Annotated in this window: 21 protein-coding genes and 1 riboswitch; of the genes, 9 read left to right on the top strand and 12 right to left on the bottom strand. The window is 60.2% G+C overall.

Annotated features, from left to right (window positions below):
* Window positions 1-11 precede the first annotated feature (11 nt).
* On the top strand, window positions 12-1034 hold the full coding sequence (locus AB3G35_RS06960; protein ID WP_095039897.1) for an asparaginase: 1023 nt from the start codon (window positions 12-14) through the stop codon (window positions 1032-1034).
* A gap of 47 nt (window positions 1035-1081) precedes the next feature.
* On the opposite strand, the gene zapE is transcribed toward AB3G35_RS06960, so the two are convergent.
* The 3 genes from zapE to AB3G35_RS06945 form a co-directional block, all read right to left on the bottom strand.
* Window positions 1082-2176: a cell division protein ZapE gene (zapE, locus tag AB3G35_RS06955; protein WP_029611241.1), complete on the bottom strand. Its 1095-nt coding sequence runs from the start codon at window positions 2174-2176 to the stop codon at window positions 1082-1084.
* 91 nt (window positions 2177-2267) lie between these two features.
* Window positions 2268-3623, bottom strand: coding sequence for a tryptophan--tRNA ligase (locus AB3G35_RS06950; protein ID WP_086795879.1), 1356 nt, complete (start codon window positions 3621-3623; stop codon window positions 2268-2270).
* A 24-nt stretch (window positions 3624-3647) separates the two neighbouring features.
* Complete coding sequence (locus tag AB3G35_RS06945; protein ID WP_086795878.1) at window positions 3648-4283, bottom strand: alpha/beta hydrolase; 636 nt, start codon at window positions 4281-4283, stop codon at window positions 3648-3650.
* Between the two features lie 139 nt (window positions 4284-4422).
* On the opposite strand from AB3G35_RS06945, the gene AB3G35_RS06940 reads away from it, so the two are divergent.
* The gene (locus AB3G35_RS06940; RefSeq protein WP_016779504.1) at window positions 4423-4857 is read left to right on the top strand and encodes a YhcB family protein; all 435 of its coding nucleotides are present in this window, start codon (window positions 4423-4425) and stop codon (window positions 4855-4857) included.
* A 215-nt stretch (window positions 4858-5072) separates the two neighbouring features.
* Here AB3G35_RS06940 and AB3G35_RS06935 read toward each other — a convergent pair whose 3' ends face one another.
* From AB3G35_RS06935 to AB3G35_RS06925, 3 genes are all read right to left on the bottom strand, one after another.
* On the bottom strand, window positions 5073-5795 hold the full coding sequence (locus AB3G35_RS06935) for an OmpA family protein (RefSeq protein WP_016779503.1): 723 nt from the start codon (window positions 5793-5795) through the stop codon (window positions 5073-5075).
* A 155-nt stretch (window positions 5796-5950) separates the two neighbouring features.
* A complete protein-coding gene (locus tag AB3G35_RS06930) occupies window positions 5951-7708 on the bottom strand; it encodes a DUF1302 domain-containing protein (RefSeq protein ID WP_369782417.1) in 1758 nt (585 codons plus the stop codon).
* 240 nt (window positions 7709-7948) lie between these two features.
* Window positions 7949-8578, bottom strand: coding sequence for a LysE family translocator (locus AB3G35_RS06925; RefSeq protein WP_016779501.1), 630 nt, complete (start codon window positions 8576-8578; stop codon window positions 7949-7951).
* 80 nt (window positions 8579-8658) lie between these two features.
* Here AB3G35_RS06925 and AB3G35_RS06920 point away from each other — a divergent pair, with 80 nt between their 5' ends.
* The 3 genes from AB3G35_RS06920 to AB3G35_RS06910 all read left to right on the top strand — a co-directional run bounded on the left by AB3G35_RS06920 (window position 8659) and on the right by AB3G35_RS06910 (window position 11499).
* A complete protein-coding gene (locus AB3G35_RS06920) occupies window positions 8659-9624 on the top strand; it encodes a 2-hydroxyacid dehydrogenase (RefSeq protein WP_016779500.1) in 966 nt (321 codons plus the stop codon).
* 30 nt (window positions 9625-9654) lie between these two features.
* Window positions 9655-10653: a class I SAM-dependent methyltransferase gene (locus AB3G35_RS06915; RefSeq protein WP_159259150.1), complete on the top strand. Its 999-nt coding sequence runs from the start codon at window positions 9655-9657 to the stop codon at window positions 10651-10653.
* A gap of 50 nt (window positions 10654-10703) precedes the next feature.
* Window positions 10704-10823: riboswitch (yybP-ykoY riboswitch) on the top strand.
* Between the two features lie 91 nt (window positions 10824-10914).
* Window positions 10915-11499, top strand: coding sequence for a TMEM165/GDT1 family protein (locus tag AB3G35_RS06910; RefSeq protein WP_086799543.1), 585 nt, complete (start codon window positions 10915-10917; stop codon window positions 11497-11499).
* Between the two features lie 154 nt (window positions 11500-11653).
* On the opposite strand, the gene AB3G35_RS06905 is transcribed toward AB3G35_RS06910, so the two are convergent.
* The 4 genes from AB3G35_RS06905 to AB3G35_RS06890 are packed head-to-tail and all read right to left on the bottom strand — an operon-like array spanning window position 11654 to window position 13643.
* On the bottom strand, window positions 11654-12475 hold the full coding sequence (locus AB3G35_RS06905) for a M48 family metallopeptidase (RefSeq protein ID WP_369782416.1): 822 nt from the start codon (window positions 12473-12475) through the stop codon (window positions 11654-11656).
* A 34-nt stretch (window positions 12476-12509) separates the two neighbouring features.
* A complete protein-coding gene (locus tag AB3G35_RS06900) occupies window positions 12510-13136 on the bottom strand; it encodes an SOS response-associated peptidase (RefSeq protein ID WP_369782415.1) in 627 nt (208 codons plus the stop codon).
* A 51-nt stretch (window positions 13137-13187) separates the two neighbouring features.
* The gene (locus AB3G35_RS06895; protein ID WP_029611239.1) at window positions 13188-13448 is read right to left on the bottom strand and encodes a putative signal transducing protein; all 261 of its coding nucleotides are present in this window, start codon (window positions 13446-13448) and stop codon (window positions 13188-13190) included.
* Between the two features lie 12 nt (window positions 13449-13460).
* Window positions 13461-13643, bottom strand: a complete 183-nt coding sequence (locus AB3G35_RS06890) for a CPXCG motif-containing cysteine-rich protein (protein ID WP_086795873.1) — start codon at window positions 13641-13643, stop codon at window positions 13461-13463.
* Window positions 13644-13748: 105 nt separating this feature from the next.
* On the opposite strand from AB3G35_RS06890, the gene AB3G35_RS06885 reads away from it, so the two are divergent.
* Window positions 13749-14915, top strand: a complete 1167-nt coding sequence (locus AB3G35_RS06885; RefSeq protein WP_037000949.1) for a 1-acyl-sn-glycerol-3-phosphate acyltransferase — start codon at window positions 13749-13751, stop codon at window positions 14913-14915.
* Window positions 14916-15093: 178 nt separating this feature from the next.
* Window positions 15094-15300: a hypothetical protein gene (locus AB3G35_RS06880; protein ID WP_016779492.1), complete on the top strand. Its 207-nt coding sequence runs from the start codon at window positions 15094-15096 to the stop codon at window positions 15298-15300.
* A 60-nt stretch (window positions 15301-15360) separates the two neighbouring features.
* On the opposite strand, the gene AB3G35_RS06875 is transcribed toward AB3G35_RS06880, so the two are convergent.
* A complete protein-coding gene (locus tag AB3G35_RS06875) occupies window positions 15361-15945 on the bottom strand; it encodes a YajG family lipoprotein (protein ID WP_016779491.1) in 585 nt (194 codons plus the stop codon).
* A gap of 156 nt (window positions 15946-16101) precedes the next feature.
* On the opposite strand from AB3G35_RS06875, the gene AB3G35_RS06870 reads away from it, so the two are divergent.
* Together AB3G35_RS06870 and mqo are read left to right on the top strand one after the other, a co-directional pair.
* Window positions 16102-16335: a hypothetical protein gene (locus AB3G35_RS06870; protein ID WP_169845841.1), complete on the top strand. Its 234-nt coding sequence runs from the start codon at window positions 16102-16104 to the stop codon at window positions 16333-16335.
* 694 nt (window positions 16336-17029) lie between these two features.
* Window positions 17030-18538: a malate dehydrogenase (quinone) gene (gene mqo / locus AB3G35_RS06865; RefSeq protein ID WP_016779489.1), complete on the top strand. Its 1509-nt coding sequence runs from the start codon at window positions 17030-17032 to the stop codon at window positions 18536-18538.
* A gap of 469 nt (window positions 18539-19007) precedes the next feature.
* Here mqo and AB3G35_RS06860 read toward each other — a convergent pair whose 3' ends face one another.
* Complete coding sequence (locus tag AB3G35_RS06860) at window positions 19008-19295, bottom strand: PA4642 family protein (RefSeq protein WP_016779488.1); 288 nt, start codon at window positions 19293-19295, stop codon at window positions 19008-19010.
* Between the last annotated feature and the right edge of the window lie 5 nt (window positions 19296-19300).

The raw sequence follows: 19300 nt of genomic DNA, 5'->3' as shown, positions 1-19300 counted from the left end.
AGGTACACAGCATGGCGCACAAACTCAACCACCACACCCTGCCCATACTCTCCATCGGCGCCCTGGGGGGCACCGTGAGTATGCGTGCAACACAATCCGGCACAGGTGCCACCCCTGCACTCACTGGCGAAGCGTTGCTTGAGGGCATTTCGCAACTGCATGAAGGGCTGGACGTGCGCGTCGACACCCTGTGCCTGATACCGAGCGCATCCCTGGACTTCAACCTGATGCTTGAAGTGCTGATCTGGGCCCAGGAGCAAGTGAAGCTGGGGGTGCAAGGCGTCGTCATTACCCAAGGCACCGATACCCTGGAGGAAACCGCGTTTTTCCTTGATCTGCTGTGGAATGTCGATGTGCCACTGGTGTTGACCGGGGCCATGCGCCCCAGCGATCGACCCAGTGCTGACGGCCCCGCCAATCTGCTCGATGCCGCCAGGGTGGCCCTGGATACACAAAGCCGCAAGCGCGGCGTTCTGGTGGTCATGAACGAGCAGATTCACCAGGCCCTGCATGTGCGCAAAACCTCATCGATGGCTCTGGAAGCCTTCAGCTCACCCCTGTTCGGCCCCGTGGGGCTGATGATCGAAAACCGGGTCTGCTATCTGCGTAAAACTGGCGCACGCACCGTTCTGCCCATGCCCCGTTCCATTCATCACCGGGTGGCCCTGCTGCCCACCACCCTGGCAGCCGACACGGTGTTGCTGGAGCACATACTGGCCTTGGGATATGACGCACTGGTGGTCAGCGCTTTCGGCGGTGGCCATGTCAGTGTCGACTGGGTGGACCTGATCGACCAGATCACCACCGAAATTCCGGTACTGGTGGCAAGCCGCACAGGCTCAGGCCCAACCGCCGAAGCGTGCTACGGGTTTATCGGCAGCGAGATGGACCTGATCGACCGCGGCGCGGTGATGTGCGGGTTTCTGTGCCCGTACAAGGCGCGCATCCTGATATGGCTGTTGATCGGCGCAGGCATGGGCCGCGAAGTTGCCAAACATGTGCAGCGCCTGGGGTTCAAGGCTGCCGAAGCCTAGAAGCGAGCGCGCAAAAAAAAGGCCTGCAGTGCAGGCCTTTTTCTCGACTAGGGCTTGTGCGCCCGCGTCAGGTATTCGTGAGACTGCATTTCCAGCAAACGGCTGAGGGTACGCTGGAACTCGAAGTTCAGGCGCCCGCCCTTGTACAGGTCTTTAAGCTCAACTTCGGCCGAGATGATCAGCTTGACGTTGCGGTCGTAAAACTCATCGACCATGTTGATAAAGCGCCGGGCGATATCGTCCGTTTTTACTTCCATCTGCTCGACACCGCTAAGGATCACGGCGTTGAAGATCTTGCCAAGCTCAATGTAGTCATTCTGGCTGCGCGGGCCGTCGCACAACTCGCGGAACTCGAACCAGGCCACATCATCACAGGTGCGCAAGGCGCGGATGGTGCGGTTTTCGATGATCAGATCATCGTTTTCGATCGCCCTGTTGGAGTTATGCGTCAGCGCCTTGAAGCTCTCACGCAGGCTCTTCTCGGACTCTTCGTTGAGCGGGAAGTGAAACAGTTCGGCCTGCTCGAGGTGACGCAAGCGATAGTCGACGCCGCTGTCGACGTTGACGATTTCGGTGTTCTGCTTGATCAGGGCAATGGCGGGCAAGAAGCGCGCACGCTGCAGGCCGTCCTTGTACAGACCGTCCGGCACGATGTTCGACGTGGCCACCAGGGTGACGCCATTTTTGAACAGCTCTTCCATCAGGGTGCCGAGAATCATGGCGTCAGTAATGTCCGACACAAAGAACTCGTCAAAGCAGATCACCCGCGCCTCATCGGAGAAGCGCTTGGCGATGATGGTCAGCGGGTTCTTTTCGCCATTGAGGGTGCGCATTTCTTCGTGCACGCGCTTCATGAAGCGGTGGAAGTGGGTACGCACCTTTTCCTTGAACGGCAGGGCGTCAAAGAACGTATCGACCAGATAAGTCTTGCCACGGCCTACGCCGCCCCAGAAGTAAAGGCCCTTGACCGGGGTCAGCTCCTTTTTGCCGAACAGCTTGCCAAACAGGCCGGGCTTGCTCTGCGAGGAAGCGACCAGGTCGTCGTACAGACGCTGCAAATGGCGCACAGCGTTTTCCTGCGCGGCATCGTGAAAGAAGTCCGGGCGTTTCAGATCTGCTTGATATCGTTCTAGAGGCGTCATAATTCGTTAGCAAGGCAACAAAAACGGGCCGACACTGTAGCGACGACCCTTGGGAATGGCAATCAAACCTGAGACGAAACGTCGCAGTTTCTCAGTCTTGCGCTGGCACCAGGGCCAGGCGCAAGGCTTCGATCGCCGCATCACGCGCCGCACTGTCGGCAAAAGCCGGGCTGTCGGCCACACAGGCGTCGCCCAGCCAGACGCTGAAGCTCAGCGCGTCGCTGCGCACATCCAGCGGCTCACCGGCTTGCAGCTGCTTGGTCACCTGCCCCGCCGTCTTGCCATCGGCAAAACTGCGCGACAACAGCAATTGCTCACCATCGGCCGCCAGCAGGCGGAAGCGGAAACTGCCGTCTTCGTCACGGAAGCTGACAAAACGCGGGCCCTTCACGGCTTTTTTCTTGCTGGTGGCGGCGGTTTGCGCGGCGCTGACAAACGAACGCAGGCCAACCGCTTCGCGCAACTGGGTAAGGAAAGGTGCCGCGATCTTGCGGGCTTTTTGCGCGCCTGCCAGCAGGATGTCTTCCATATCGTCAGGACGCGACATCAAGTCATGGTAACGCTCGCGGGACTCGCCCAGTTCGGCGTCCAGCAACTTGAACAGACGCTCCTTGGCCTCACCCCAGCCCAGGCCCTGCAGCAGTTCGCTGCGGAACTCGGCCGCCTGCACGGGCGTCGAGAACGCCTGATAGAGGGTGAACAGGTGCGAGTTGTCCGGGTCTTTGGCTTCGCCCGGCGCACGGGAGTCGGTGACGATGCGCGAAATCGCGCTTTTCATGTCCTTGGCGCTGCTGAACAACGGGATGGTGTTGTCATAGCTCTTGGACATCTTGCGACCGTCGAGGCCCGGCAAGGTGGCCACGCTTTCTTCGATCAGCGCTTCGGGCATGGCGAAAAATTCTTTGCCATTGCCGAACAGGTGGTTGAAGCGCTGGCCAATGTCGCGGGCCATTTCAACGTGCTGGATCTGGTCACGACCCACCGGCACCTTGTTGGCGTTGAACATCAGGATGTCCGCAGCCATCAGCACCGGGTAGCTGTACAGGCCCATGGTGATGCCTGCATCCGGGTCTTCGCCGTTTTCCAGGTTCTTGTCCACCGAAGCCTTGTAGGCATGGGCGCGGTTAAGCAGGCCCTTGGCCGCCACGCAGGTCAGCAGCCAGGTCAGTTCGGGGATTTCCGGGATATCAGACTGGCGGTAGAAGGTCACACGCTCCACATCCAGGCCGGCGGCCAGCCAGGTCGCGGCGATTTCCTGACGCGAGCGCTGAATGCGCAGCGGGTCATCGCACTTGATCAGGGCATGGTAGTCAGCCAGGAAGTAAAACGAATCGGCATTGGGGTCGCGGCTGGCCACGATCGCAGGGCGGATGGCCCCGGCGTAGTTGCCCAGGTGCGGCGTACCGGTGGTGGTGATGCCGGTGAGGATACGAGTACGAGAGGTCATGGGTAATCGCTTATCAGGCTGCAATCAATTCGAAAGGCGTGGCGCTACCAACTCTTTGAGCTCGGGCAGCTTGCCGTGAAAAAAGTGTCCGCATTCTGCCACTTTCAGCAGCTCATGGGGGCGCGACAGCTCGTTTGACCAGTTATAGACCAGCTGCGGGTCGATCACTTCGTCGGTTTCGGGCTGGATAACCGTGATCGGGCAGTTGTGGGGCAAAGGGTCTTCGTCACGCAAGCGCATCACTGCCGGCGCCACCATAAACAGCCGCGACAGCTGCTCGCCTTCAGCTTCGAGCCGGCCACCCAGGCTGGCAGCAACAAAACCGCCGAACGAAAAACCGAGCAGGGTGATCGGCAAGTCCGGGTGTTTGGCCCGCAACCAGCGAGCTGCGGCCAACGCATCGTCCACTTCACCGCTGCCCATGTCGTGGCTGCCTTCACTGGCGCCGGTGCCACGGTAATTAAATCGCAAGGTAACCAGGCCAGCATCACGGGCAGTGCGCTGCAGGGTCGAAACCACTTTATTCATCATGGTGCCGCCCTGTACCGGATTGGGGTGGCACAGCAGCGCAAGGCCCTTTGGCTCAGCAGAATCAAGGTAGAGGGCTTCGAGCTGGCCGACCGGGCCAGCAATTACTACGGGGGTTTCGCGGGTAAGCAAGAGGGAACTCCGTGACCTCAGATTGGGTCGACTCGTCTAGCTGATAGATTCTGTCTGACATATTTGCGAGTGCATCGCGGTATACAGCGCAGGTCCGAGCCGTTAACGTAAAGCAAAGCCGTTTATAGAGGAAGGACTCGTGGAACACTCGCTCTTGATTTGGTTGTTGCCGACTCTCGCCCTGGTTGCCGGTGTCGCCATTGGTTTTCTGGTTGCTCGTCTGCTGCCCAATGCCGTGCCTAACCGCACGCAGCGTCAGCTGGACGACATCCAGGAACGTTTTGACAGTTACCAAAGTGAAGTGGTTACCCACTTCAATACCACCGCCAACCTGGTGAAGAAACTCACTCAGAGCTATCAGGACGTGCAAGAACACCTCGCCGAGGGCGCCAACCGTTTGGCCCTGGACGAGCAGACTCGCCAACGCCTGCTGGCAGCCCTGCACCCGGATGTGCCACAACCGCATCGCGAGCGCATCACCCCGCCGCACAGCACCGAGCCGCCTTTGGACTACGCGCCAAAGAGCCCCAACGGCCCGGGCATGCTCGATGAGCATTACGGCCTGAAGAAGTAAAAACTGCGCACAACAAAAAGCCCCGCGATCTGCAAGGATCGCGGGGCTTTTTGTTGTGTGTCTTGCGCCCACCCGTAGCAGCTGCCGCAGGCTGCGTTCGACGACAAAGTCGTCGCAAGATCAGCCGTCACCGTGTATCAGGCAAACCCCGCACCCAGGGTTTGCGACTGCTTCGCAGCGGGACGCAGCCTTCGGCAACTGCTACGAGGTACTGATCAAGGGTACTGCTGCACCTGACCCGGCTGCTGGTACTGCATGCCCGGGATTGGTGCCAGGGTCACCTGCACGCGACGGTTCTGTGCGCGGCCATCTGCGGTGGCGTTGCTGGCAATCGGATCAGCCGGGCCCATGCCTTTGACCGACAGGTACTGGCCGCTGACCCCTTGAGACGTCAGGTAGGTCGCTACGCTTTGCGCACGCTGCTGCGAGAGCTGCATGTTGTAGTTGTAGTTACCGGTGCTGTCGGTGTAACCCACGATCTGGATCAGGTTCTGGTTGTTGAACTGCTTCAACGAGTTGGCCAGGTTGTTCAGCGGCTGATAGAAGCTTGGGGCAATGTTGGCCGAGTTGGTGGCGAAGGTAATGTTGCCCGGCATCACCAGGGTGATGTTGTCGCCCTGGCGCTGAACTTCAACGCCCGTGTTGGCCATGCTCGCACGCAGGGCTGCTTCCTGCTTGTCAGCGTAATAGCCATAACCCGCAGCCCCCAGGCCCGCTACAGCAGCGCCGATCAACGCGCCTTTGCCACGGTTGTTATGGTCGATGGCAGCACCCGCCACAGCACCAGCCAGAGCCCCCAGGCCACCGTAGGTGGCGGTCTTGCTCAAGCCCGTGCCGGAAGACGCCTGGCCCTGGTTGTCATACGGGTTGGGCGTAGCGCAGCCGGCCAGCAAGGCAACCGCACTTGCAGCAACAATCAAACGACGCGAAATGAACATGGTGAAGCTCCTGATCAATCTTTCTGGGGGCAAAGGCCATAGGCATTAGACCTTTATAGGCGTTGGAACACGACCAACGGTAAAAATTCCTTTGATCGATAACATTTGCACTGCACCAACAATAGTCGCCCGATCGCCTGCCCACAAATCCCGATTCAGAACTTCACCCCCGCCGTCAGCGCCATGAAATCGCGATCACTGAGGGTGTTGTAGCGCCCGCCAAAGAAGTTGGTGTATGACAGGCTGGCGGTGTAAGTATTCTGGTACTCACCGTCCAGGCCCAGGCTGATGGCCTTGCGGCCCTCCTCGAAGCTGGCGTCAGGCCCCGGCGAGTAGCCGCTGACGTCATGGGACCACCCCAGGTTGGGCTTGAGGTTCACCCCGGGCAGCACGCTGTTGTATTGCCACACCGCCCGGCCACGGTAGCCCCAGGAAGTGGCCGTGGTGAAGCCGTCAGTGCCTGCGGAGCCAAACACCGGGTCACGCCCGTAGCGCAGCCCGGACGGGCTATCCAGGCCAGCCACATGTGTCACCCCCACTTCGCCGGTGACCGTCAGACGATCGGCACCCATCGCGTTATCGAACACATGACTCAGGGAGGTCTGCAACTGAGTGACTTCCTTGCGCCGATAACCCTGCACATCCGCGCCAGGCGTAACGGTCAGTGGCGATGCATCGGCAAGGCCGGGCAACAACGTGACATTGGCGTACAACAGGTCGTTGCTGTTGAGTTGTACCGGGGCATTGGGCCGGTAGCTCAACTCGCCCTTCCAGGCCGTGCCTGTGGATAACGTGGTGGCAAAACTCACACCGTACAGGCGGATATCTTCGGGGTACTCGACGTAATAGCTGGAGTTGCCGGCGACGATCATCGGCGCCAGCCCACCCGCGCCTGCCGCCGCGTTGTAGGCCGATTGCGCTGCGGCGCCGGCGCTGAGGATCGGGTCGCGGCTGTGGTAATTCATGAAATAGGCGCCGAACTCGGTGTCCAGCGGCTCGAACATATAGTGCATGGCCACGCCAAATTGCCCGCTGTTGCGCGCATTGCGGTTGGCGCCACGGCGCACCAGCACGCCCTCCTCGTTCACCTCTGCACCCGCCGAGGTGAGCGCCGCCAGGTCGGCAACATCCAGGGCCGAGCGCTTGCTCATCACCCGGTAGTTGCCGCTGCAGCCGTCGGCAATCACGTCAGACTGGGAGAAGAATGTGCCGCAGTTGTCCGCCTCGGAAGGTTCCCAGTCCAGCTGGTAGAAGGCGTCGGCCGAGAGGTTGTCGGTGAGGTTTTGCGACACATAGAACAGATTGACCGGCACCAGACCGTCTTTGTATTCCGTGCCCGGCCGACGATAGGCCGCGGGGTCGGTGGGGTTGATGGCATTGATGCCGCCGCCGATAAAAGCACCCTCGCCCCAACTGACCACCTGCTTGCCCAGACGTACCGCGCCGGGTTGATCGGCAATGGCGTAGTTGTGATACACGAATGCATCGAGCAGTTGCGCGCCGGCCGATTGCGCACTGGCCCGGCGACCACTGTCACTGATGGCCTTGAAGGGGCGGCTGTCGTCCTGCAGCTCGAAGTCGTACCAGTATTTGCCGCGCACATACAGGCCGCTGTCGCCGTACTTGAGCTCCAGGGCGTGCATGCCGGTGAAGATTTTCGAGAAGGTCTCGCCGCGTTTGAAATTGAGACGGCCATCATCGGAAATCTGCGACTGGCCCGTTCCGCCGTTATTGGCGCCGATCAGCTTGCTGTCGGCCCTGGCGGTGGACCAGTTGGCGCCAATGGACAACTCGGAATCGATCTGCCCCTCGACCGGGCCGACATTGAAGCTCACGCCCCAGGCGGACGTCGACGCGAGGCTGACTGCCAGCGCCAGCTTGGCGTGGCGCCAGGACCGGTGGACTGAGGACATCGATACTTCTCCGTGGGCACACTGCGATAGGCCCGCAAGGATGAAGCAAATCTGGATTTTGACAAGAACACTCCTACCCTCGTAGCAGCTGCCGAGGAACGAAGGCTGCGTCCGGCGACGCAGTCGTCGTAAAACCTGAGTTCGCTGCCTACCTGTTAAGCCGCAGACAAAGGTTTTACGATCGCTTCGCAATCGGACGCAGCCTTCGTTCCTCGGCAGCTGCTACGGGATATTTGGCGATCAATGCATCTCGGTAAACGCCAGTTTCACGCCCAGCGCCACCAGCACCGCGCCCATCGTGCGGTCAAACCAGTGGCCCATGCGGGCAAAACCGGTACGCACGCGCTGATGGCTGAACAACATCGCGACCATGCAGAACCACACCCCGGTGGCCACCGCCAGGTACACGCCATAACCGGCCTGGATCGACAGCGGTGTATGCGGGTTGATCACCACGGTAAACAGCGACAGGAAAAACAGCGTCGCCTTGGGGTTCAGGCCGTTGGTCACGAAGCCCGAGGTGAAAGCACCGCGCGCCGTGCGTTCGCCCACCGGCAAGCTGGCTGCCAGCGCCGCAGGATCGGCCGGCTTGGCCCGCAAGGCCTTGATACCGATATACAGCAGGTAAGCCGCCGCCAGCCATTTCAGGGCGTTAAACAGCACAATCGATTGCGACACGATAATGCCGATACCCAGCAACGAATAACCGACATGGACGAAAATCGCCGTGCCCACACCAAAGGCGGTAAACATCCCCGCGCGGCGACCATGGGTCACGCTCTCGCGCACCACCACGGCAAAATCAGGCCCGGGGCTGGCCACAGCCAGCAGGTGAATCAGGGCAACAGTCAAAAATTCTGTCCAGTACATGCGCCGCTCCATTACAAATTGTTTCTTCTGTTAGGCTCGCCACATTACGCCTTCATTTCACAGCACAAAAGGTACAGTTGATGACTAACACTCAGCGCGCCGTATTCCTTGATTACACCTCACTGGACCTGGGCGATCTCGACCTCGACCCGCTGCGTCGCGCCTTCGGCGACGTGCAGCTGTGCGCAGACACCACGCCAGCCAATGTGATCGAGCGTCTGCAAGGCGCCCGTGTGGCCATCAGCAATAAAGTCGTGCTCAACGCCCAAACCCTGGCTGCCTGCCCGGACCTGAAGCTGATTCTGGTGGCGGCCACCGGCACCAACAACGTCGACCTTGAGGCCGCCCGCGCCCAGGGCATCACCGTGGCCAACTGCCAGGGCTATGGCACGCCGTCGGTGGCGCAACACACCCTGGGCCTGCTGCTGGCACTGGCCACGCGCCTGGTCGATTACAACAAGGCCGTGGCCGATGGCCAGTGGCAGCAGTCGAAACAGTTCTGCCTGCTGGACTTTCCGATTGTCGAGCTGGAAGGCAAGACCCTGGGCCTGTTCGGTCACGGCGAGCTGGGCAGCGCGGTGGCGAAACTGGCCGAAGCCTTCGGCATGCGCGTGCTGATCGGCCAGATCCCCGGGCGCCCGGCCCGCGCCGGGCGCCTTGCGCTCGACGAACTGCTGCCCCAGGTCGACGCCCTGACATTTCACTGCCCGCTTACCGAGCACACGCGCAATTTTATCGGCGCCCGCGAGTTGGCCCTGCTCAAGCCCGGTGCCTTCGTGGTCAACACCGCACGCGGCGGCATGATTGACGAACAGGCACTGGCCGACGCCCTGCGCAGCGGTCACCTGGGCGGCGCCGCCACCGATGTGCTGAGCGTCGAACCGCCCCGCGACGGCAACCCGCTGCTGGCCGCCGACATTCCGCGCCTGATCATCACCCCGCACAGTGCCTGGGGCAGTCGTGAAGCCCGGCAGCGGATCGTCGGCCAACTGGCGCAAAACGCCGAAGCGTTCTTCACAGGTACAGCGCTGCGGGTCGTCAGTTGATAGACTGCGCCCCTTTTTGAGGAGCAGATTATGGATCCGCGCAGTGAAGTACTGCTTCGTCAGCCTGAATACTTTCAAGGCTCGGTGCTGTTGGTCGGCTTGCCGGCTGACGAGTTGCTGAACGAATTGCCCGATGCCCACGGCTGGTGCTGGCATGCCGGTGACCAGGCCCTGCTCGACGCCCGTTTTACCGGGCGCGTGCACTTCGGTGTCGATATCCCTGAGCGGGCGTTCGACACCGCAGTGGTGTTTCTGCCCAAGTCCAAGGAACTGAGCGACTACGTGCTCAAGGCCGTGGCCGCCCGCCTGCCGGGTGCCGACGTGTTTCTGGTCGGTGAAAAAAAGGGCGGCATCGAAGGCGCCTCCAAGCAACTGATCCCGTTTGGCAAACCGCGCAAGCTCGACAGCGCGCGGCATTGCCAGCTGTGGCAAGTGACCGTGGAAAACGCGCCAGCGGCACCGGTGCTGCATGAGCTGGCGCAACATTACGAACTGCCGATGGCCGAAGGCCCGCTCAAGGTCGTGAGCCTGCCCGGCGTGTTCAGCCACGGCCGCCTGGATCGCGGCAGCGCCCTGCTGCTTGAGCATCTGGACAAGCTGCCCAGCGGCCATGTGCTGGACTTTGGTTGCGGTGCGGGCGTGCTCGGGGCTGCGGTCAAACGTCGCTACCCGCACAACAACGTCACCTTGCTCGACGTGGATGCCTTCGCCACTGCCAGCAGCCGCCTGACCCTGGCCGCCAACGGCCTGGAAGGCGAAGTGATTACCGGCAACGGCATCGACGCCGCGCCCATGGGCTTGAACACGATTCTGAGCAACCCGCCTTTCCATGTCGGGGTACACACCGATTACCACGCCACCGAGAACTTGCTGCAAAAAGCAGTCAAACATCTGAAATCAGGTGGCGAACTGCGGATTGTCGCCAACAGCTTCCTGCGCTACCAGCCGCTGATCGAAGAGCATTTCGGCGCTTGTTCGGTCAAGGCCGAGGGCCAGGGTTTCCGGATTTACAGCGCCAAGCGTCGTTGAGCCTGCCGGAAAATAAGAGCTTGCCGGATCGGATTTGCCTAGGCAGAATCCGCTCCGTCCTAGGGGAGTAGTCTCCCACGAGCGTCAAGCTCGTCCGGCATACGTCAACATACTTGGTCAACAGACCATGGCGTATGCGACCCAGGTGTCCGCACAGACGGACCGGGGTTTGACAAGACCTATGACACGAACACCTTACCCGGGGCGGGGAGGCTGTACGTGTCATAGCCGTGTCGACCCGCCCCTGGAAACCACCTGATGATGCTCGATTCCCTGCTTGTCCCTACTGCAATCGTTGCCTTGGCCGAAATCGGCGACAAGACGCAACTGCTCGCCCTTATTCTGGCCGCACGCTTTCGCAAACCCTGGCCGATAATCGCCGGTATCGTGGTCGCGACCCTGGCCAACCATGCTGCAGCCGGTGCCGTAGGCGCCTGGTTCAGTACCTTCTTCAGCGATGCCATGCTGCACTGGATCCTTGCCGCGAGCTTTACCGCCACCGCGCTGTGGACTCTGGTGCCGGACAAGATGGACGACGACGAAGCCAGCACCGCACGCAAGTACGGACCGTTCGTGACCACGTTGATCACCTTCTTTATTGCCGAAATCGGGGACAAGACCCAGGTGGCGACCGTCATGCTCGCCGCGCAGTACCCGGACTTGTGGCTGGTGATTATCGGCACCACCCTGGGCATGTTGATTGCCAACGTGCCGGTGGTATTGGCGGGCAACTTTGCCGCCGACAAACTGCCGCTGACCCTGATCCGCCGCCTGGCTGCCACTGCGTTCGTGGTACTGGCCGTCGTGGCGGTGTACAAGGCGATGCAGATCAGCGGCTGGGTTTAAAAGCCCCTCACCCTAACCCTCTCCCAGAGGGAGAGGGAACCGATTGGGGGATGCTCCAGAGCAATACACAGCAGAAAAACTTGTACTGAACCTTGAAACAACTCGGTCAAGCCCCCTCTCCCTTTGGGAGAGGGTTGGGGTGAGGGCCAGGCCGTTACTGGGTTTTCGGCGCTTGCTGATACAGCGGCATGACCTTTGGAATGGCCGCTTGCAGCGCTGCGATCCGGCTGCTGGAAGCCGGGTGGGTGCTCATGAATTCCGGTGGCGCATTCTGTGATTGCTGGGCCATTTTCTGCCACAGGGTGATCGCCGCATTCGGGTTGTAGCCCGCACGGGCTGCCAGCTCCAGGCCGATCAGGTCCGCTTCGTTTTCATTGCTGCGGCTGTTGGGCAAGGTCAGGCTGTAGTTCACCACCGTGTCGGCCAGCCCCAGGCTGTCCTGGCCCAGCCCCAACAAAGCGCCAGCACCCTGCTTGGCGATCTCGATACCGTAGGCCTTGGACATGGATTCACGCCCGTGCTCACGCAAGGCGTGGGCAATTTCATGGCCCATGATCGCGGCAATTTCATCGTCGCTCAGCTTCAGCTGTTCGATGATCCCGCTGTAAAAAATGATCTTGCCGCCAGGGCCACAGTTGGCGTTAAGTTCATCACTCTTGATCAGGTTCACTTCCCAGTTCCATTGCGCGGTATCCGGGCGAAAGGCCGGGGCCTGGGCAATCAACCGGTTGGCGATTGCCTGCAGGCGCTTGGCGTTGGCGCTGGTCTTGTCCAGAGCGCCCTTGGTACTGGCCTCGCTGACAGTCTGCTGGTACGACTGGGCGTACATCTGGTCAACCTGCTGGCTCGACAGCATGCTGAACATGTACTGCTTGCGCTCTACGCCCACGGCGCCGCCATTGGTGGTATTCACCGCCTGGCATCCACCCAGCAACAACCCGGCGCCCACGGCGCACACTACCGCTAACTTACCCATCGAAGCTCTCCATAAAGATGCTGCGCATCGTATCTCAACCCGGCGTCAGGCACTCGGGCGCGTTGAGTTTTGGATCGTTGACCAGATTGGCCAAAGGACGCTCACGCAGCGGCATCTGCGGGCTGGCCAGCAGTGCCTGCAGCACATGCAGCGGGGTCTGGGGGTCAAGCCAGGCCTGTTGGCCGGCCTCATCCAGAATCAGCGGGCGACGCTGGCTGGCCGCCGCCTGTGTGATCACCGCGGTACTGAGCCACACATGACCGGCCACCGGGTAGGCCTCCCAGATACCGGCAAAAAACAGCGAGGAGCCCTCCCCCGGGGTCAGCCAATAGGGGCGCTTGCGGGTCGTGCCGCGCCACTCGTAAAAACCGTTGGCCGGAATCAGGCAGCGACGCTCGCGCAAGGCATCGCGAAACATGGGCTGCTCGATCACGGTTTCGGCACGGGCATGAGCCGGGGTGCGCGACAGGTCGGTAAGCCACGCCGGAGTCAGGCCCCAACGCGCCCGCGCCAGTTCTCGCTGGCCAGGCTCGGCCCCTGCACGCAGGATCAATACCGAATCATTGGGCGAAATGTTCCACTGGGCCTGCTGATCCGCCGGAAAACCGGGCAAGGCTGCAAACGCGGGGTTCCAGCGAAACAGGGCAAAACGTCCACACATGGGGCAGCACAACTCTTCTTTTATATGGCAGTGAAAAAACCGCTGCAGGCGTCAGCAGATCAGTACATCTGCAACGCTTTCGGGCTCATCGCCCGCCACCGGCGTGGCCGCATTGTACGCATCGATCAACGCGCGTGCGCAGCGCGCCTGATCATCGGCTACCGCCAGCCCCAACAACCCCAAGGCCGGCAACTCCCCGGTACCGCCAATCAAATCGCGACCCTGCAGGGTTGCCGCAATGCCTTCACTGGCCAGCATGCCCAGCAACAATTCGGCTTCCATCAGGTTTTCCGGCTCGTAGATGCGTTGCATGGTCTTCACTCACTACTCATTCTCGGTATGCACATCGAGCATCCATTCATGACCATCGGTCTGAAGATGGAAAAGGATCGGTCGGCAACACACCGGGCAATCCTCAATGTAGCTTTGATCGCCCCCCGAAAGATCCAGTACCGCTTCTGCCGGCTCGCCACAATAGGGGCATTCATAGCGTTCAGTTTCAAGCATCGCGGTCTCCAGAGTGACTTGTGCGTATAATCGCCGGTCTATTAGCAGGGCTATTATTTTTGCCCTGCCCTGCGTACCAACCCTAGCCGTTTCCAACAAGAGAGCATGATGGGCCAATTCGATAGCATCCGACCTTACGACGACGCCGAAGTACCAGCAGTGCTGGCCCGGCTGCTCAGCGACAAGGCGTTTCTGGATATCCTGACCCACTTTCGCTTTCCGCGCCTGGCTGGCGCTTTCGGCTGGCTGTTAAAACCACTTATAGCTCATCGCCTGCGCAAAGAGTTCGCCAGCGTCAATTCGGTTGCGTCCTTGCAGGACAAGGTCGAGGTTTACGTCGACCGCACCATCGAGCATGCCACCGACGGCGTGACCTATACCGGCGTCGAGCAACTGAAATCCGGCAGCGCCTACCTGTTTCTGGCCAACCACCGCGATATCGTGATGGACCCGGCCTTCGTCAATTACGCCGTGTACCACGCCGGCCTGCCGACGCCGCGCATCGCCATTGGCGACAACCTGCTGCAAAAGCCGTTTGTCAGCGACCTGATGCGCCTGAACAAAAGCTTTATCGTGCACCGTTCGATCACCGGGCGCAGGGAAAAGCTCGCGGCCTATCAACTGTTGTCGGCCTATATCAACCACTCGATCCGTAACGACTGCCAGTCGATCTGGATTGCCCAGGCGGAAGGCCGGGCCAAGGACGGTGATGACCGTACCGACTCGGCGATCCTGAAAATGTTTCATATGAGCCGCAAGGACGAGCCATTTGCCGAGGTCATCCAGTCGCTGAACCTGACGCCGGTGTCGATCAGCTACGAATACGACCCCTGTGACCAGGCCAAGGCCCGCGAGCTGTACATACGCGCCACCACGGGCACCTACAGCAAGGCCCCTGGCGAAGACGACACCAGCATCGCCAACGGCATTACCGGCTATAAAGGCCGCGTGCATGTGAACTTTGCCGCCCCGGTGACCGAACCTTTCGAGGACAGCAAATTGCTCGCCGCGGAAATGGATCGTCATATTCTCAGCGGCTATCGCCTGTTTCCGGTGCACTACCTGGCGTATGCACAGTGGGCTGAGGCCGAGGCTGAGCTGCAAGTGCCTACCGCCGCCGAGGTATTCGGTGCCGAAGAGCTGGCCAAGGCCCAACAGGAATGGCAACGCCGCCTGGACGCCTGCCCGGCCGAGCATCGCCCGTATCTGGTGCTGCAGTATGCGATGCCGGTGCGTAACCAGTACCGGATCAAGGCGGGGTTGCCCCTGTAACCCCATCCACCCTTGTGGGAGCGGGCTTGCTCGCGATGGCATCAACAAGGTCAAGCAGAACGACCGAGTCGTCAGCATCGCGAGCAAGCCCGCTCCCACAGGGGTAATTTCTGCTGTCACCGTATCGTCATGTAGAGAGGCCACTCTGTGGCCCCTCGACACCGACACGGAGCTTGTCATGTTGCACGCAGAAAACCAGGACCGCCTTTACCTGATCGCCCCCAGCGACGAACAGCAGGCATTGATCGAGGGCTTGGCCTTTAACGTACAAGACCGCCACTGGCTGGTTTACTGCGCCCTGAGCGGCCACGCCCATGCCGACCTGCCCGAGACAGACTTGCTCACCGGCGTCAGCCGCCTGGAGCTGTACGCCGAAGCGGCCTGAAACCTTCGAACATAAAAAAGCCCGAACTCACCGAGTTCGGGCTTTTTGTTTTGCCTGCGATTACTCGCTGAGCAAACGACCGATGGTCGGGTCCTTGAACACCCGTGTCAGGGCGTCGCTGAGCACGTCGCTCACCAGTTTGGTGTTGGTTTCCTGATTCGGCGCCATGCCGAAGCGCTGGTCCAGGGACGCACCATAGCGGCCGCTGTAGGTACGACCACCGTTCTTCACATCCGAGCGGAAGGTCGCGCCGATGGTGGCCTCAGTCACGTACATGGTGTCCTTGGGCGACTGGTACTTGAGTTCGGCCAGGGTCACGGTCAGCGTGGGTGCGTTCATCGCATTGGCTGTCGGGGTGAAACCCAGCAGGCGCACGGCCGCTTCAGCCTGGGCTTGCAGCTTGGGAATCAGGTCGGCACTGCTGACGCTGATGGCGCTGGTTTCCGGGTACATGCCACCGCGGGTGCCCAGGGTTGGCGAAGGACGACCGTCCACCACCCGCACCACCACCGGCTGGCCACGACCCACGGGCGCAAGCTGAGTCGTCAGCTTGGGTTGCGGGCTGAGTTGTTGCGGGCTGTGGGCGCAGCCGACGAGGGTCAAACTGGTCACAGTAATCAAACCGAACAACAGGCGTTGCAACATGCTCATCTCTCCAGGACTGGGTATAACAGGCCGTCAGTATAGGGTGCCGGGCGCCTGCGAACTAGCTGCAAGCTGTCACCCTCCTGTCATGCCCAATTCATCCTGATGTCACCTGCTCAGGGCATAGTCGCAACGACTGACTCAACAGGTGCCGCCATGAATATGCTCTTGACCCTGCTCGGCTTCAACCGCCCCAACCGCTGCTTCGCCCGCCTTGATCCGGCAGGCCGCTGCCAGGCTTTCAAGCAATGCAAACAGCCGCCGGTCGGCGACAGCTGGGTCGAAATCGAAGAAATCCGCCTTAACTGGTTGCACCAGGTGCTACCCGCCAACGCCCGTATTGCCTCGCCCGCACGGCGTTCGGCGGTGCAACCGCTGCTGGGCCTCTGACCGACGCACCAATAAAACTCATTTAACAGGATCAATTGCCCACGTTTCTTCGCTACAATCTCCCCCCGATTATAAGGACGTCTCCTGATCGGGCCCCGCAGCATCGCTAATGCGCTTGTATTGGCACCCCAAAACCGCCCACAGAGAGCCGCCCACACAGATCATGTGAAGCTGGTGCGCTTGAATTTCATGGCGTAACCCCCACTTTTTGCATGATCTGCCAGAGCTGTCATCACGCTCGGCCCCTGGTTCGGTGCCTGGCTTGCGACAGCCCTTTTTTGAGGTTCACGTATCCAAAAGAGCGTGAAAAAAAAACGGGTTTCACAACTTCACAAGAGTGTGGCGAGCAAATGAAAAGTTTTGCGTCTGAACATGCACCATTAGCGTCTGAAATTGCTTCACCAAGCAGGATCGAAGTCGGCTCCACAGCACAAGACTGAAGCCTGTCCGCTCACGGATTTGGTTGCACGAACGGACGCTCTAGACATTAAGTCGAATTGCCTCCCGGGGACTGAAATGCGTTCATATGAACCTTGAAGGCCCGGTTGGTGGCGTCCGCTGAAGCTGCAAGAAATTGCGAAGAATCGGACATGGCGATCCTGGCCACGAGTGGCCCGGGGCTAATCAGACACACGCCCCGGACACCTGGCAGCTATGCCGTCAATTTGGTGCCGTAGATTTTGGAGACGCGTTAATGGCGCATAACGAAGCAGTCGACGTAGTACTGGTTGGAGCGGGCATCATGAGTGCCACCCTCGCCGTACTGCTCAAAGAGCTCGACCCCGGCATTAAGCTGGAAGTTGTTGAGCAGATGGACTCGGGTGCCGCGGAGAGTTCCAACCCGTGGAACAACGCAGGTACCGGTCACGCTGGTCTTTGTGAGCTGAACTACACGCCGCAGGCGGCTGACGGTTCGATCGACATCAAGAAGGCTGTGCATATCAATGCCCAGTTCGAAGTGTCGAAACAGTTTTGGGCCTACCTGGCACAAAAAGGCACCTTCGGTTCATGCAAGTCCTTCATCAGCCCGGTTCCTCACCTGAGCTACGTTGAAGGCGAAAAAGGCGTGTCCTTCCTGAAAAAACGCTTTGAAGTGCTGAGCAAGCACCATGCGTTTGCCGACATGGAATACACCGAAGACAAAGCCAGGATGACCGAGTGGATGCCCCTGATGATGCCGGGCCGCCCTGCGGACCAGCACATCTCGGCCACCCGCGTGGAGCATGGCACCGACGTCAACTTCGGCGCCCTGACCCAGCAACTGCTCAAGCATCTGGCCAGCGCACCGGACACCCAGATCAAGTACAGCAAAAAAGTCACCGGCCTCAAGCGCAACGGCAGCGGCTGGACGGTGAGCATCAAGGACACCAACAGCGGCAACACCCGCCACGTTGATGCCAAATTTGTGTTCCTCGGTGCCGGTGGCGCGGCCTTGCCGCTGTTGCAAGCTTCGGGCATCGAAGAAAGCAAAGGCTATGGCGGCTTCCCGGTCAGCGGCCAATGGCTGCGTTGCGACAACCCGGAAGTGGTCAAGCTGCACCAGGCCAAGGTTTACAGCCAGGCCGCAGTGGGTTCGCCACCGATGTCGGTACCGCACCTGGACACCCGTGTAGTGGATGGCAAAAAGTCGCTACTGTTCGGGCCTTATGCCGGTTTCACCACCAAGTTCCTCAAGCACGGTTCGTTCCTTGACCTGCCGATGTCGATCCGACTGGGCAATATCGGGCCAATGCTGGCTGTGGCTCGCGATAACATGGACCTGACCAAGTACCTGGTCAGCGAAGTGCGCCAGTCGATGGAACAACGCCTGGAGTCCCTGCGTCGTTTCTATCCACAGGCCAAGGCTGAAGACTGGCGTCTTGAGATTGCCGGGCAACGGGTGCAGATCATCAAGAAAGACCCGAAAAAGGGCGGCGTCCTGCAGTTCGGTACCGAACTGGTTGCGGCCAAGGACGGCTCGCTGGCCGCTCTGCTGGGCGCTTCGCCAGGCGCTTCGGTTACCGTTTCGATCATGCTCGACCTGATCGAACGCTGCTTTGCGCAAAAAGCCACCGGCGAGTGGGCGGCCAAGCTCAAGGAAATCTTCCCGGCACGGGAAAAGGTCCTCGAAACCGACGCCGACCTGTACCGTGAAATCAGCACCCGCAACTCCGAGTTGCTGGAACTGGTTGCACCACAGAGCGCCAATACCAGCATCGCGTAATGCCACACTGACGTTTCACACGTCAAAAAAAGCCCCTCGCCCTGTTTCAGGGCGAGGGGCTTTTTTGTTGCCCTTATTCGGGGCACTGTAAAGCGTGTGTAACTCTTTACTCTGTGGATACTCTGTAGAAGGTCGAGCCCAATCAAAAGCCCCTCACCCTAGCCCTCTCCCGGAGGGAGAGGGAACTGACCACCCGCGGCCTCAATATCTCCACAGATCAGCCCCCTCTCCCGCCGGTAGAGGGAACTGACCGCACGCGGTCTCAATACCTCCACAGATCAGCCCCCTCTCCCTCCGGGAGAGGGTTGGGGTGAGGGGCTTTTTTGTTGCCCTGTATCGGGCGGCTGCAAAGGCGTAAGCCCAATGCAAGGTAACTCGTGAATCAGAACATGAAACAAGATCCGTAGCAGCTGCAGGAACACTGCAACTGTGGGAGCGAGCCTGCAACAGAGTATCTACAGGGTGTGGATCAACCGCGAGCCTGGTCGATCAGCTCGATGTACTCGTCTGCATTGCGCTGGTCCTTGATGATGTCCACGAACGTCTGACCCTGTTCGTCTTTGCCATCCAGGTCGTAGCCGGCTTCCTTGAAGAAAGTCAGGAAGCGCCCAAAGTCATCGATGCGCAGGCCACGGTAGGCCTTGATCAGTTTGTGCAGCGACGGCGAAGTGGCGTCCACGGGCTCAAAGTCCAGGAACAACTTGATCTGCTCGTCGCCGATCTCGTCACCAATCAACTGCTTTTTGTCTTTACGCATATCCG

Origin of the sequence: Pseudomonas sp. WC2401 (genome assembly GCF_041200115.1) — a bacterium.
In the GTDB taxonomy this organism is placed as follows: Bacteria; Pseudomonadota; Gammaproteobacteria; order Pseudomonadales; family Pseudomonadaceae; genus Aquipseudomonas; species Aquipseudomonas fragi.
This window is presented reverse-complemented; position numbering and strand designations above follow the sequence as displayed.